Raw genomic sequence first — 14,351 nt, 5'->3', positions numbered from 1 at the left:
CCTTACGCTTTGGAGGTCAATTCTTCGATGGTGTGGTTGTGGTTGGTATAGATGCAGATATCACCTGCAATATCCAACGCCTTCACCGCGATATCACGCGCGTTCATGTCGGTATTTTCCAACAGTGCGCGGGCAGCAGCCTGGGCATAAGGGCCGCCAGAGCCGATGGCAATCAGGTCATTTTCCGGCTGAATTACGTCACCGTTACCGGTGATGATCAGCGAAGCGGTTTCATCGGCGACCGCCAGCAGCGCTTCGAGCTTGCGCAGCATGCGGTCGGTACGCCAGTCTTTCGCCAGCTCAACGGCGGCTTTCACCAGATGACCCTGATGCATTTCCAGTTTGCGTTCAAACAGTTCAAACAGCGTGAAGGCATCCGCCGTGCCGCCTGCAAAGCCGGCGATCACTTTGTCGTTGTAGAGACGACGCACTTTCTTCACGTTGCCTTTCATGACGGTATTACCCAGCGTGGCCTGGCCATCACCGGCGATTACCACATGGCCGTTACGGCGTACACTTACTATTGTTGTCACGAGCAGACCCCCTGGTTACAGAATCGGGAAACAGAAGCCCTGAGCCTGTGCCCAGGGCTGAATTAAATGATAGATGGGGGGGATTTTGGGGGTTTCAACCCCCGGAGGCGAGTCGAATGCAGTTTGTGTGACCGGCGATTTTCAAACGAGAAAGGGTGCCATCGGCATTTTCTTTGCCTTTGACCGGACCAATCACCACGCGATTCCAGCCGTTATTGATGGTAATACGCGAATCAAACCCTTCAAAGGCCAGCTGCGCGCGCACCGTTTCCGCCTGCTCCGCACCTTTGAACGAACCGCACTGTACCATCCAGCGACGTTCGTCTTTTTTCTCCGCCGTCTGCTTCGGCGCTTCGGTCTCTTTCGTGACCGGCGCGGCCTGCTGCGTTTTCGGCTGCTGGGCGGTGGTGTGCGCTGGCGTCTGGAGCAGATCCTGATACGGCTGAGCCGCCTGCTTCTGCGGCTGTGTTTTAGGCTGCTGCTGGACAGGCTGAGACTGCACCGTACGCGTCGGCTGCTGATACGGCTGTTCCGTTACCCGCGGCTGTGCCTTAGGCTGCTGTACCGGCTGGGTTTGCGCCCACTGCTGTTGCTGCTGAATCTGCTGTTGTGCCTGGCGACGCTGCAGCGTTTGCTGACGCTGTTCCGGCGTCTGCTCATTCCACGGCACTTCGTTCAGCTGCGTAGGCTGCTGGCGCATGTCGGCCTGCATTTGTGCCAGCAGCTGACGCTGTTCATCCGTCAGCTGATTCGCATTCTGCACTTCACCACCCGCAGAAGGTTCCGTTGGCGCACGTACCCCAGGCTGACGGCTTTCCAGCTCTTTGATATAGCGCCAGCGCTCTTCAGGCTTCGGAGGGAGGCCATTTCCGGCGACTTTACTGGCCTGAAGTGCCTCAGACTCTTCTTTTTTATGGTGCGTGATAAAGTACAGGCCACCAATAAAGGCGACGACTACAGCCGCAGCAATAGCGACCATTGCTGGCGAGACAGCAGGCAGGTTACGTTGCTTTTTTCTTGAGCTACTCTTTTTGCGTCGCGAAGGTGCCGGCTGGCCGCGACGTACATAATCTCGTTGTGCCACTATCGTTTCGCTGTATTTATTCGTTCGTCAGTCCGCCATGTTACTTAAGCGGCGGGGCTTTGACCAGATAAGGGTATCCGAAAGACGTTTACTTTAAGTCAATGCCTGGGTCGTGCCGCGGACGATCAGTTCGCAGTCCAGCAACCGTGAGCCGCTGCTAACTGTTTGACCGTGAAGCTGATCCAGCAGAAGCAGCATCGCTTCGCGACCGATTTGATAGCGCGGCTGAGCGACCGTTGAGAGCGGCGGATCGCAAAATTCCGAAAGCGAAATATTATCGAAACCGATGATGGATAAATCTTTCGGTATGCGAAGGCCGCGGCGTTTGGCATACGATAATGCGCCCAGCGCCATCACGTCGCTGTGGCAAAATACGGCGGTTGGCGGCTCAGGCAGGTCCAGAAGTTTCTCCAGCGCCTGTCCACCGGCTGCGAAGGTAAAATCACCGCGCGCAATGTAGTGCGGATCGACGGTCACGCCGGTACGGCGCAGCGCCTGAACGTAACCCTGCAAACGGTAGTGACACAGCGGCATCTCTTCCGGTCCGGCGATGCAACCAATACGCTTATGCCCCAGCTCCTGGAGATAGTTTACGGCGTTGAACGCGGCGGTAAGGTTATCGATATGGACCGTCGGCAGCTCCAGCTCCGGCGCAAACTCGTTGGCCATCACCATCGGCGGTAAATTACGCTGCTCTTCGATGCTGGCATCAAACGGCAGGCGAGAGCCAAGCAGCAGCATGCCGTCGATCTGCTTGGTGATAATGAGGTCGATGAAGGTTTTTTCCTGCTGGTTCTGATGGGCGCAGTCGCCAATCAGCACCAGGTACCCCTGTTCCGCCGCGGTGACTTCAATACCGCGGATAATCTCGCTAAAGAAAGGGTCACAGATGTCCGGCACAATCACCAGGATGGTGCGCGACTCGTTGCGTTTGACGTTACGTCCCATTGCCTGCGGAAAATAGCCCACTTCAAGCGCAGCCTGCTCCACCCGGTTACGGGTCGCCTGGGAGACTTTATCCGGGTTCATTAATGCGCGGGATACTGTTGCCGTAGAGACCTGTGCTTTCTGGGCAACGTCTTTCATGGTCGCAGCCGCAACCTCTTTCCTGGACTTCAACGTCTTCTCCTCGCCTGAACACCGAACTTCTGACATCACCATTTTTACAGATAGTTAATGGAATCGGTTACAGAATTTTCATAAAAAGTGTGAGGAGCGTTAAATTTTTCGATCCAGCTTCAGCCTTCGATAGGGTCGACGTCCAGCACCCACTTCACTTTTCGCGCTTCGGGCAGGGTGTTAATCAGCACCAGCGCGCCGCTAACAATCTGCTGAAGACGAATGCGCGAGGGGTGCTGGAGCAAGATCTGCCAGCGGAAACGGCCGCCGCGTTTTGGCGCGAGGGCAGGCACCGGGCCCAAAATCCACAGCTGACTATCCACCAGCGGGCTGGCCTGCAGGAGGTTTCTCAGCTGCTGCAGGAAAAGTGGCGCCTGCTGATTGTTATGATCTTCCGCGCGGATGATGACGTGGCTGGTCCACGGCGGTAGCTGCATGGTCTGGCGTTCGGCCAGCGCCTGCTCGGCAAAGGCGTCATAGCCTTTGTGCAGCAGGGTTTGCAGCAGCGGGTGCTCCGGGTGGTGCGTTTGCAGCACCACTTCGCCCTGTTTACCGGCGCGTCCTGCACGTCCGGCAACCTGGGTGTAAAGCTGGGCGAAGCGCTCGGCGGAGCGGAAATCTGCCGAGAACAGCGCGCCGTCCACGTCCAGCAGGGCGACCAGCGTCACGTCCGGGAAGTGGTGGCCTTTGGCCAGCATCTGGGTGCCAATCAGGATGCGCGCGCCACCGCGATGCACTTCCGCCAGCTGCTGTTCGAGTGCGCCTTTGCGGCTGGTGGTGTCCCGGTCGATACGCGAAATCGGCACGTCCGGGAAAAAGGGCCCAAGCGCCTGCTCCAGCTGTTCCGTCCCCAGACCGACCGGCACAATATGCGTTGAGCCACACGACGGGCACTGGCGCGGCACCGGACGCTGGCTGTCGCAGTGGTGGCAGCGCAGATGACGCTGGGCCTGATGGAAGGTGTAGTAGTGATCGCAGCGCGGGCATTCGGCAATCCAGCCGCAGTCGTGGCACAGCAGGGCAGGTGCAAATCCGCGACGGTTGAGGAACAGAATGACCTGATTCCCCGCCTGCAAATGCTGGCGCATGCGGGTAATAAGCGCGGGCGCTAGCCCCGCCTGGACCTGCTGGCCTTTCAAATCCAGCACGTGCTGAATGGCCGGACGGGCATTCCCCGCGCGACGCGTCAGGCGCAGCATGTGGTATTTACGCTGGCGCACGTTGTGCAGCGTTTCGAGCGCAGGCGTGGCTGATCCCAGAACAATAGGAATTTGCTCGCTGTGCGCGCGGTAGACGGCCAGATCGCGGGCGTGATAGCGCCAGCCTTCCTGCTGTTTATAGGAGCTGTCGTGCTCTTCGTCGATCACGATAACGCCAAGATTTTTAAACGGCGTGAACAGCGACGAGCGGGTGCCGATCACAATCGCCGCTTCGCCGTTTTTCGCTTTCAGCCAGGCGCTGAGTCGCTCGCTGTCGTTCAGGCCTGAGTGCAGCACCTCAACCGGCGCGTTAAAGCGTTCGCGGAATCGGGCGATGGTTTGCGGCGTCAGGCCAATTTCCGGCACCATCACCAGCGCCTGTTTGCCCTGCGCGAGCACGTTTTCCAGCACGCTCAGGTAAACTTCGGTCTTGCCGGAACCGGTGACCCCCGCCAGCAGCCAGGCAGAGAAACGATCGGAGGCGCTATGAATTGCGCCTACCGCGGTGGCCTGCTCGGTATTCAGACGCAGGCGATCCCCTGAAACGGAGAAACTCTCCCGCCAGTCGTTAAGGGCAGGCGCCTCGCTTGCCAGGTCGCTCAGCCCTTTCTTTCTTAATGCCTGTAGCGCCGTTTCGCTGACCTCAAGCTCGTCGACCTGATGCCGCCAGATTTTCCCCTGACGCAGCGCCGCCAGCGCCTGCTGCTGTTTCTGCGAGCGCTTCAGGCTGTTGATGTCGACGGCCTGGCCTTCCTCTGTGGCAAACCAGTACCACATCGGCGCATGGCTGGCGCTCTTGCCTTGACGCAGCATAATTGGCAGGGCGTGGAACAGGACGTCGCCGATGGGGTGATGATAATAATCCGCCGCCCACAGCAGCAGTCGCCAGGTGCTGGTGGAGTAGACGGGCTCGCTGTCCAGCACCTCAACGACCGATTTCAGTTCGTTAAGCGGCAGTTCGCTCTTATCGCTGACGGAGACGACGATCCCCACGCGCTGCTGTTTGCCAAACGGCACGGTCACGCGACAGCCCGCTTTGGCGCTCATGCTGTCGGGCAGCAGATAGTCAAAGGTGCGGGGAAGCGGAACGGGCAGGGCAACGTGAGCGACGGGCATCGAATCTTCCTGACTTGAAAAGTGGCGCGTTAGTATACACATTAGTAAAAGCGGCGTGCGGATCAGTTTGCATACGTTGGTCAAATTCTGTATGATTCGCCGCCTTTGGTGTACTTTACGCCAAAGAACTTACAATCAACATCGCGTGGTGTCTGGCGTTAGGGCTGGAAGAGCGACGCGGCCTTAACTGAGGTTCTCCCATGAAAAAAGATATTCACCCGAAATACGAAATGATTACTGCAAACTGTTCTTGCGGTAACTCTATCCAGATCCGCTCTACCGTGGGTCACGATCTGAACCTGGACGTGTGCGGCAAATGCCACCCGTTCTACACTGGTAAGCAGCGTGATGTTGCAACCGGTGGCCGTGTTGACCGCTTCAACAAGCGTTTCAGCATCCCGGGCGCTAAATAAGTTTCCCGAAAAAAAAGGCACCGCAAGGTGCCTTTTTTGTATCCGCTTCTCAGTATTCCCACGTCTCCGGGTCAATACCCAGTTCACGCATGATCACCTTCGCCTCTTCCGGGATTTCATCACTACGCTCTTTGCGCAGATCGTCATCGTTCGGCAACGGTTGACCGGTAAACGCATGCAGAAACGCTTCGCACAGCAGTTCGCTGTTGGTTGCGTGGCGCAGGTTGTTCACCTGACGACGCGTACGTTCATCGGTGAGGATCTTCAACACCTTCAGAGGAATGGAAACCGTAATTTTCTTTACTTGCTCACTCTTCTTACCGTGCTCAGCGTATGGGCTGATATATTCGCCGCTCCATTCAGCCATGAGATACCTTTAATCCTCTCAGTCATTTATCTAAAGGTGCAAAACCGGTAACCACCCGTTCTGAACCGCAATCTTGCCTAGTTTACCGTAGAGACGATACCGTGGCACGGATATTGCCGCTGCAGCGTGCACTAAAGCATATAATTTTAACGGCTATTTGCGCATTGCTCAATCTATACGCAAAGAAGTTTAGATGTCCAGATGTATTGACGTCCATACTTTCAATGTTTACTCTGGTGCCTGACTTTTCACCTCATTCGCCAGGAAGCCCTCACCATGACGCGTAAACAGGCCACTATCGCAGTGCGTAGCGGATTAAATGATGACGAGCAGTACGGCTGCGTTGTCCCGCCCATTCATCTTTCCAGTACCTACAATTTCACCGGATTTAATGAACCCCGTGCGCATGACTACTCGCGTCGTGGCAACCCTACGCGTGATGTAACCCAGCGCGCGCTGGCCGAGCTGGAAGGGGGCGCAGGCGCCGTATTAACCAACACGGGGATGTCCGCCATTCACCTGGTGACCACGGTGTTCCTTAAACCCGGCGACCTGCTGGTTGCGCCGCACGATTGCTACGGCGGCAGCTATCGCCTGTTTGATAGCCTGGCAAAACGCGGCTGCTATCGCGTGCTGTTTGTCGATCAAAACGACGAACAGGCGCTGAAACAGGCGCTGGCAGAGAAACCGAAGCTGGTTCTGGTGGAAAGTCCAAGCAATCCATTGTTGCGCGTTGTCGATATTGCGAAAATTTGTCAGCTCGCAAGGGATGCGGGAGCGATAAGTGTAGTGGATAATACGTTCCTCAGTCCGGCCCTTCAGAACCCACTCGCACTGGGTGCCGATCTGGTGTTGCATTCATGCACTAAATATCTGAACGGCCATTCTGACGTGGTGGCAGGCGTGGTGATTGCCAAAGATCCTGACGTTGTCACCGAACTGGCATGGTGGGCCAATAATATTGGCGTCACCGCAGGCGCCTTCGACAGCTACCTGCTGTTGCGCGGCATCCGTACGTTGTCGCCGCGCATGGACGTGGCGCAGCGTAATGCTCAGGCGATTGTCGACTTCCTGAAAACCCAGCCGCTGGTGAAGAAGCTGTACCACCCGTCGCTGCCGGAAAACCAGGGGCACGAGATTGCCGCGCGCCAGCAGAAAGGGTTTGGCGCGATGTTAAGTTTTGAACTGGACGGTGACGAGCAAACGCTGCGTCGCTTCCTGAGCGGGCTGTCATTGTTTACGCTGGCGGAATCCTTAGGTGGGGTTGAAAGCTTGATCTCCCACGCCGCGACCATGACGCACGCAGGTATGGCACCCGAAGCACGTGCCGCCGCCGGGATTTCTGAGACGCTGCTGCGGATCTCAACCGGTATCGAAGATTCTGAAGATTTAATTGCCGATCTGGAAAATGGCTTCCGGGTCGCAGCCAAGGGGTAATCATGAGTGTGATAGCGCAGGCAGGGGCGAAGGGTCGTCAGCTGCACAAGTTTGGTGGTAGTAGTCTTGCTGATGTGAAATGTTACCTGCGCGTCGCAGGGATCATGACGGAATATTCACAGCCGGGTGACATGATGGTTGTCTCGGCGGCGGGCAGCACCACCAACCAGTTGATTAGCTGGCTGAAACTGAGCCAGACCGATCGCCTTTCTGCGCATCAGGTGCAACAGTCATTACGTCGCTATCAGAGCGAATTGATTGCCGGCCTGCTGCCTGCGGACGTGGCGGACGGGCTGATCAGCGCCTTCACGCACGATCTTGAGCGTCTGGCTGCCCTGCTGGACAGCGGCATTACCGATGCGGTGTATGCCGAAGTGGTGGGCCACGGTGAAGTATGGTCCGCGCGCCTGATGGCTGCGGTTCTGCAACACCTGGGTGTGGACGCCGCCTGGCTCGACGCGCGTGATTTCCTGCGTGCCGAACGCGCCGCGCAGCCGCAGGTGGATGAAGGGTTATCCTACCCGCTGCTGCAACAGCTGCTGGTGCAGCACCCGGGCAAACGCATTGTGGTTACCGGCTTTATCAGCCGCAGCAACGCGGGTGAAACCGTGCTGCTGGGCCGTAACGGCTCCGACTACTCGGCGACGCAAATCGGTGCTTTGGCGGGCGTGTCCCGCGTCACCATCTGGAGCGACGTGGCCGGTGTTTATAGCGCGGACCCGCGCAAAGTAAAAGATGCCTGCCTGCTGCCGCTGCTGCGCCTGGATGAAGCCAGCGAGCTGGCGCGTCTGGCGGCACCGGTGCTGCACGCCCGTACGCTGCAGCCGGTTTCCGGTAGCGATATTGACCTGCAGCTGCGCTGCAGTTACACCCCGGATCAAGGCTCCACGCGCATTGAGCGCGTGCTGGCCTCTGGTACCGGGGCGCGTATTGTTACGAGCCACGACGACATCTGCCTGATTGAGTTCCAGGTTCCTGCGGGCCAGGACTTCAGGCTGGCACATAAAGAGATCGACACGATTCTGAAACGCGCCCAGGTGCGTCCGCTGGCCGTGGGTGTGCATAATGACCGCCAGCTGCTGCAGTTCTGCTATACCGCAGAAGTGGCGGACAGCGCGCTGAAAATTCTGGATGAAGCGGGCCTGCCGGGCGAGCTTCGCCTGCGTCAGGGGCTGGCGCTGGTGGCGATGGTGGGCGCGGGCGTCACCCGTAACCCGCTGCACTGCCACCGCTTCTGGCAGCAGCTGAAAGGCCAGCCGGTGGAGTTCACCTGGCAGTCGGAAGAGGGCATCAGCCTGGTTGCCGTTCTGCGCAAAGGGCCAACCGAAAGCCTGATTCAGGGTCTGCATACCTCTCTGTTTCGCGCGGAAAAACGCATCGGCCTGGTGCTGTTTGGTAAAGGCAACATCGGTTCCCGCTGGCTGGAGCTGTTCGCCCGCGAACAGGTCACGCTCTCGGCGCGTACCGGGTTTGAATTTATTCTCGCAGGCGTGGTGGACAGTCGCCGCAGCCTGCTGAACTACGAAGGGCTGGATGCCAGCCGCGCGCTTGCCTTCTTTAATGATGAAGCCGTCGAGCAGGATGAAGAGTCGCTGTTCCTGTGGATGCGTGCGCACCCGTATGACGATCTGGTGGTGCTGGACGTGACCGCCAGCGAACAGCTTGCCGATCAGTATCTTGATTTCGCCAGCCATGGTTTCCACGTCATCAGTGCGAACAAACTGGCGGGGGCAAGCAGCACCGATAAATACCGCCAGATCCACGACGCGTTTGAAAAAACCGGCCGTCACTGGCTGTATAACGCCACCGTGGGCGCGGGCCTGCCGGTAAACCACACCGTGCGCGACCTGATTGAAAGCGGCGACAGCATTCTGGCGCTGAGCGGTATCTTCTCCGGTACGCTCTCCTGGCTGTTCCTGCAGTTCGACGGCACCGTACCGTTCACCGACCTGGTGGATCAGGCGTGGCAGCAGGGCTTAACGGAACCCGATCCGCGCGTTGACCTCTCCGGTAAAGACGTGATGCGCAAGCTGGTGATCCTGGCGCGTGAAGCAGGTTATGACATCGAGCCGGATTCCGTCCGCGTCGAGTCGCTGGTGCCTGCCGGCTGTGAGGAAGGCTCGGTGGATCATTTCTTTGAGAATGGTGAAGAGCTTAACGAACAGATGGTGCAGCGTCTGGAAGCGGCGAACGAGATGGGTCTGGTGCTGCGTTACGTGGCACGTTTTGAGGCCAACGGAAAAGCGCGCGTCGGTGTCGAGGCGGTGCGTCCTGAACATCCGCTGGCGGCGCTGTTGCCGTGCGATAACGTCTTCGCCATCGAAAGCCGCTGGTACCGCGATAACCCGCTGGTGATCCGCGGCCCGGGCGCCGGACGCGACGTCACCGCAGGGGCGATCCAGTCCGACATCAACCGTCTGGCTAAGCTGCTGTAAAAACTCAATTTCCCTCTCCCTGTGGGAGAGGGTTAGGGTGAGTGCAGTCTGATGCACTCACCCCCATCATGAATTTCACTCACCTTCCCTGAGCAAACCTCACCGTTATTGTTGATTATTTCTATTGACGTCCCTCCGCTTTTCCGTCATTTTTACATCTGGACGTCTAAACGTATAGAAGTTCACAACACAACAGACAATGACACGCGATTGATAGGGGTAGGGTATGAGCTTTTTTCACGCCAACCAGCGGGAAGCACTGAACCAGAGCCTGGCCGAAGTAAACGGCCAGATTAACGTCTCTTTTGAATTTTTCCCGCCGCGCACCAGTGAAATGGAGCAAACCCTTTGGAGCTCTATCGATCGTCTCAGCAGCCTGAAACCAAAGTTTGTCTCCGTGACCTACGGTGCGAACTCTGGCGAGCGTGACCGTACGCACAGCATCATTAAAGGCATCAAAGATCGTACCGGTCTGGAAGCGGCGCCGCACCTCACCTGTATCGACGCTACCCGCGACGAGCTGCGTGCCATCGCCCAGGACTACTGGAATAACGGCATCCGTCATATTGTCGCGCTGCGCGGCGACCTCCCGCCCGGCAGCGGCAAGCCAGAGATGTATGCGGCCGACCTGGTTGGGCTGCTGAAAGAGGTGGCAGATTTCGATATCTCCGTGGCTGCTTACCCTGAGGTTCACCCGGAAGCGAAAAGCGCCCAGGCGGATCTGCTTAACCTCAAGCGTAAAGTGGAGGCCGGTGCCAACCGCGCCATTACCCAGTTCTTCTTTGATGTCGAAAGCTACCTGCGCTTCCGTGACCGCTGCGTCTCCGCGGGCATCGACGTTGAAATTATCCCGGGCATTCTGCCGGTCTCTAACTTCAAACAGGCGAAGAAATTCGCCGATATGACCAACGTGCGCATTCCGCTGTGGATGTCCAAAATGTACGAAGGTCTGGATGATGACCCGGAAACCCGCAAGCTGGTGGGGGCCAATATCGCCATGGACATGGTGAAAATCTTAAGCCGTGAAGGGGTGAAAGACTTCCACTTCTACACGCTAAACCGCGCGGAGATGAGCTATGCCATCTGCCATACTCTGGGCGTTCGCCCCGCGTAAAACACCAAAAGCCCTCTTAAATAGGGGGCTTTTTAACAGGGTAGAAAGTTAAAAGGTATCAGCTATCGAATCTGTGGATTAATTCAACTATAACTTATTGCTAGTGGTGTATATCGTAACGGTAACACTGTAAAAGGGAGCATAGCGATGAGCACGTCAGACGAGACCAATAAAGCGGCATCAGTCGGCAAATGCCCGTTCCATCAGGGCGGCGTCGATCACAGCGCGGGCGCAGGTACAGGCAGCCGCGACTGGTGGCCAAAACAACTCCGCATCGATCTTCTTAACCAACATTCCAATCGTTCGAACCCGCTGGGTGAAGACTTCGACTACCGCAAAGAATTCAGCAAGCTTGATTACTCTGCCCTTAAAGGCGACCTCAAAGCACTTTTAACCGACTCTCAACCGTGGTGGCCTGCCGACTGGGGCAGCTATGCGGGCCTGTTTATCCGTATGGCGTGGCACGGTGCGGGTACCTATCGCTCCGTGGACGGGCGCGGTGGGGCAGGACGCGGTCAACAGCGCTTTGCGCCACTGAACTCCTGGCCGGATAACGTAAGCCTGGATAAAGCGCGCCGTCTGCTGTGGCCTATCAAGAAAAAATACGGACAAAAAATCTCCTGGGCCGACCTGTTTATCCTCGCGGGTAACGTGGCGCTGGAGAACTCCGGCTTCCGTACCTTTGGTTTTGGTGCCGGGCGTGAAGACGTCTGGGAACCGGATCTGGACGTGAACTGGGGTGATGAAAAAGCCTGGCTGACCCACCGTGACCCGGAAGCGCTGGCTAAGCGTCCTCTGGCAGCCACCGAAATGGGCCTGATCTACGTGAACCCGGAAGGGCCGAACGCCAGCGGTGAACCGCTGTCAGCGGCGGCAGCGATTCGTGCGACCTTCGGCAACATGGGCATGAACGACGAAGAGACCGTCGCGCTGATTGCAGGCGGCCACACCCTCGGCAAGACTCACGGCGCGGGTGAAGCCACCCACGTGGGTACCGACCCGGAAGCCTCACCGATTGAAGCACAGGGCCTGGGCTGGGCCAGCACGCACGGCACGGGGGTTGGTGCTGATGCCATTACCTCCGGGCTGGAAGTTATCTGGTCACAAACCCCGACCCAGTGGAGCAACTACTTCTTCGAGAACCTGTTCAAATACGAATGGGTACAGACCCGCAGCCCGGCAGGGGCGATTCAGTTTGAAGCCGTGGATGCGCCGGAAATCATGCCCGATCCGTTCGACCCGTCGAAAAAACGCAAGCCTACCATGCTGGTCACCGACCTGACGCTGCGCTTCGACCCGGAATTCGAGAAGATTTCCCGCCGTTTCCTGAACGATCCGCAGGCTTTCAACGAAGCCTTCGCGCGCGCGTGGTTCAAGCTGACCCACCGCGATATGGGGCCAAAATCGCGTTACCTTGGCCCGGAAGTGCCGAAAGAAGATCTGATTTGGCAGGACCCGCTGCCGCAGGCGGTGTTCAATCCGACGAAAGAAGACATTGAAAGCCTGAAGGCGGAAATCGCTGCCTCTGGTCTCTCCGTGAGCGAACTGGTTTCCGTTGCCTGGGCGTCAGCCTCGACCTTCCGCGTTGGCGATAAGCGTGGCGGTGCCAACGGCGCGCGTCTGGCGCTGGCGCCTCAGCGTGACTGGGACGTGAACGCTGCGGCGGTTCGCGCGCTGCCAGCCCTGGAAGCTATCCAGCGCACCACCAACAAAGCCTCCCTGGCCGATATCATCGTGCTGGCGGGCGTGGTAGGCGTTGAGCAGGCCGCAAAAGCGGCAGGTGTGTATGTCACCGTTCCGTTCACCCCGGGCCGCGTAGATGCGCGTCAGGATCAGACGGATATTGAGATGTTTAACCTGCTCGAACCGATTGCCGATGGCTTCCGCAACTACCGTGCGCAGGTGGATGTGTCCACCACGGAGTCTCTGCTGATTGATAAAGCCCAACAGCTGACGCTGACTGCGCCAGAACTGACGGTGCTGATCGGCGGCCTGCGCGTACTGGGTGCCAACTTTGATGGCAGCAAGAACGGCGTGTTCACCAACCGTGAGGGCGTGCTGAGCACTGATTTCTTCGTGAACCTGCTGGATATGAACACGCAGTGGAAGGCGACCGATGAGTCCAATGAGCTGTTTGCCGGAAGCGATCGCACCAGCGGTGAAGTGAAATATACCGCTACCCGCGCCGACCTGGTCTTCGGTTCTAACGCCGTCCTGCGCGCGCTGGCAGAGGTTTACGCCAGCGATGATGCGCATGAGAAGTTCGTCCGCGACTTCGTTGCCGCCTGGGCGAAGGTCATGGATCTGGATCGGTTTGACGTGAAGTAGCCAGTGTGCCGGGTGGCGGCTACGCCTTACCCGGCCTGGAAATTAAAGTGCCATGTAGGCCGGGTAAGCGCAGCGCCACCCGGCTTTTTTATTACTCCCACTCCTGCAGGAATCGCTGTCCATACTGGTCTGCCACCAGCAGCGCCGCATACACCTGATCCGGCGTGACGCCCCCCGGCATGTTGTGGATCGTTTCTCCTTCCGCACATGAGGCTTCGGCAATCAGACGCATTTTGGCCGGAATATCCTCTTTGATGTTCAGCTGTGCCAGGGTGATCGGCAGCCCTACGCTGTGGCAAAGCGCCGCGACGGTCTCAATTTCTTCTACCGGCGCGTTTTCCAGCACCAGCTGCGTCAGCGTACCAAACGCCACTTTCTCCCCATGATAGAAGTGATGCGCGTCCGGCACCGCCGTCATGCCGTTATGAATAGCGTGTGCAGCCGCCAGCCCGCCGCTTTCAAAGCCGACGCCGCTGAGATAGGTGTTGGCTTCGATGATGCGTTCCAGCGCAGGCGTCACCACATGCTGTTCCGCCGCCAGCATCGCTTTTTCACCCTCTTCAACCAGCGTGTTGTAGCACAGCTCGGCGAGCGCTAATGCCGCCTGTGTGCATTTACCCCCGGCCATAGTGGTCGCGCCGCTGCGCGAGCAGGCGCGTGCTTCAAACCAGGTCGCCAGCGCGTCGCCAATCCCGGCGGCCAGCAGACGTGCAGGCGCACCTGCAACCACTTTCGTATCCACAATGACCATGTTCGGGTTGTGCGGTAGCATCAGGTAGCGATCGAACTCGCCGCTGTCGGTGTAAATGACGGAAAGGGCGCTGCACGGCGCGTCGGTGGACGCGATAGTCGGCGCAATGGCGACCGGCACGTCCATAAAGTGAGCCAGGGCTTTCGCGGTATCCAGCGTTTTACCGCCACCAATACCCAGTACTGCCAGGCAGTCGGCGCTGTCGGCCAGCTTTTTCAGACGATCGATTTCATTTTGCGAACATTCGCCGCCAAACGGCGCAATTTCGGCATGCAGTTCGGCTTTTTTAAAACTCTGGCGTAGGGTCTCTTCGGCAAAACCCAGCACAAACTTATCGCCGACGACCAGCCAGCGGTTTGCCAGGGGTTTCAGATAGTCGCCGAGACGGGTCAGCACATCCGCGCCCTGGATATATTTCCCCGGCGATTGAATGATACGGTCCATAACTGTTCTCC

The 14,351-nt window shown here is 58.0% G+C and carries 11 protein-coding genes; 5 read left to right on the top strand and 6 right to left on the bottom strand.

The features are described 5' to 3' along the window. Positions 1-2 precede the first annotated feature (2 nt). From hslV to priA, 4 genes are all read right to left on the bottom strand, one after another. A complete protein-coding gene (gene hslV / locus ACEPLT_RS21770; RefSeq protein WP_008501802.1) occupies positions 3-533 on the bottom strand; it encodes an ATP-dependent protease subunit HslV in 531 nt (176 codons plus the stop codon). Between the two features lie 94 nt (positions 534-627). Beyond that, the gene (ftsN, locus tag ACEPLT_RS21765) at positions 628-1,617 is read right to left on the bottom strand and encodes a cell division protein FtsN (RefSeq protein WP_232929200.1); all 990 of its coding nucleotides are present in this window, start codon (positions 1,615-1,617) and stop codon (positions 628-630) included. 93 nt (positions 1,618-1,710) lie between these two features. Then, positions 1,711-2,736 (bottom strand): DNA-binding transcriptional regulator CytR, encoded by a 1,026-nt coding sequence (gene cytR / locus ACEPLT_RS21760; RefSeq protein WP_023293597.1) that lies wholly within the window; start codon positions 2,734-2,736, stop codon positions 1,711-1,713. Positions 2,737-2,855: 119 nt separating this feature from the next. After that, positions 2,856-5,051 (bottom strand): primosomal protein N', encoded by a 2,196-nt coding sequence (gene priA, locus ACEPLT_RS21755; RefSeq protein WP_023293596.1) that lies wholly within the window; start codon positions 5,049-5,051, stop codon positions 2,856-2,858. 200 nt (positions 5,052-5,251) lie between these two features. On the opposite strand from priA, the gene rpmE reads away from it, so the two are divergent. Further along, the gene (gene rpmE, locus ACEPLT_RS21750; protein ID WP_003862040.1) at positions 5,252-5,464 is read left to right on the top strand and encodes a 50S ribosomal protein L31; all 213 of its coding nucleotides are present in this window, start codon (positions 5,252-5,254) and stop codon (positions 5,462-5,464) included. Between the two features lie 49 nt (positions 5,465-5,513). Here the strand turns inward: rpmE and metJ are convergent, their stop codons facing one another. Further along, positions 5,514-5,831: a met regulon transcriptional regulator MetJ gene (gene metJ / locus ACEPLT_RS21745; RefSeq protein WP_003862042.1), complete on the bottom strand. Its 318-nt coding sequence runs from the start codon at positions 5,829-5,831 to the stop codon at positions 5,514-5,516. 276 nt (positions 5,832-6,107) lie between these two features. On the opposite strand from metJ, the gene metB reads away from it, so the two are divergent. The 4 genes from metB to katG all read left to right on the top strand — a co-directional run bounded on the left by metB (position 6,108) and on the right by katG (position 13,145). Next, positions 6,108-7,268: a cystathionine gamma-synthase gene (gene metB, locus ACEPLT_RS21740; RefSeq protein ID WP_021242813.1), complete on the top strand. Its 1,161-nt coding sequence runs from the start codon at positions 6,108-6,110 to the stop codon at positions 7,266-7,268. Between the two features lie 2 nt (positions 7,269-7,270). Further along, entirely contained in the window at positions 7,271-9,703 is a 2,433-nt protein-coding gene (locus ACEPLT_RS21735) for a bifunctional aspartate kinase/homoserine dehydrogenase II (RefSeq protein ID WP_008501797.1), read from the top strand. A gap of 226 nt (positions 9,704-9,929) precedes the next feature. Next, the gene (gene metF / locus ACEPLT_RS21730) at positions 9,930-10,817 is read left to right on the top strand and encodes a methylenetetrahydrofolate reductase (protein ID WP_008501796.1); all 888 of its coding nucleotides are present in this window, start codon (positions 9,930-9,932) and stop codon (positions 10,815-10,817) included. Between the two features lie 147 nt (positions 10,818-10,964). Further along, positions 10,965-13,145, top strand: a complete 2,181-nt coding sequence (katG, locus tag ACEPLT_RS21725; protein WP_232929198.1) for a catalase/peroxidase HPI — start codon at positions 10,965-10,967, stop codon at positions 13,143-13,145. A gap of 91 nt (positions 13,146-13,236) precedes the next feature. On the opposite strand, the gene gldA is transcribed toward katG, so the two are convergent. Continuing rightward, complete coding sequence (gene gldA / locus ACEPLT_RS21720; protein WP_008501794.1) at positions 13,237-14,340, bottom strand: bifunctional L-1,2-propanediol dehydrogenase/glycerol dehydrogenase; 1,104 nt, start codon at positions 14,338-14,340, stop codon at positions 13,237-13,239. Positions 14,341-14,351 lie beyond the last annotated feature (11 nt).

Source organism: Enterobacter sp. fkY84-1, from assembly GCF_052974705.1.
This window is presented reverse-complemented; position numbering and strand designations above follow the sequence as displayed.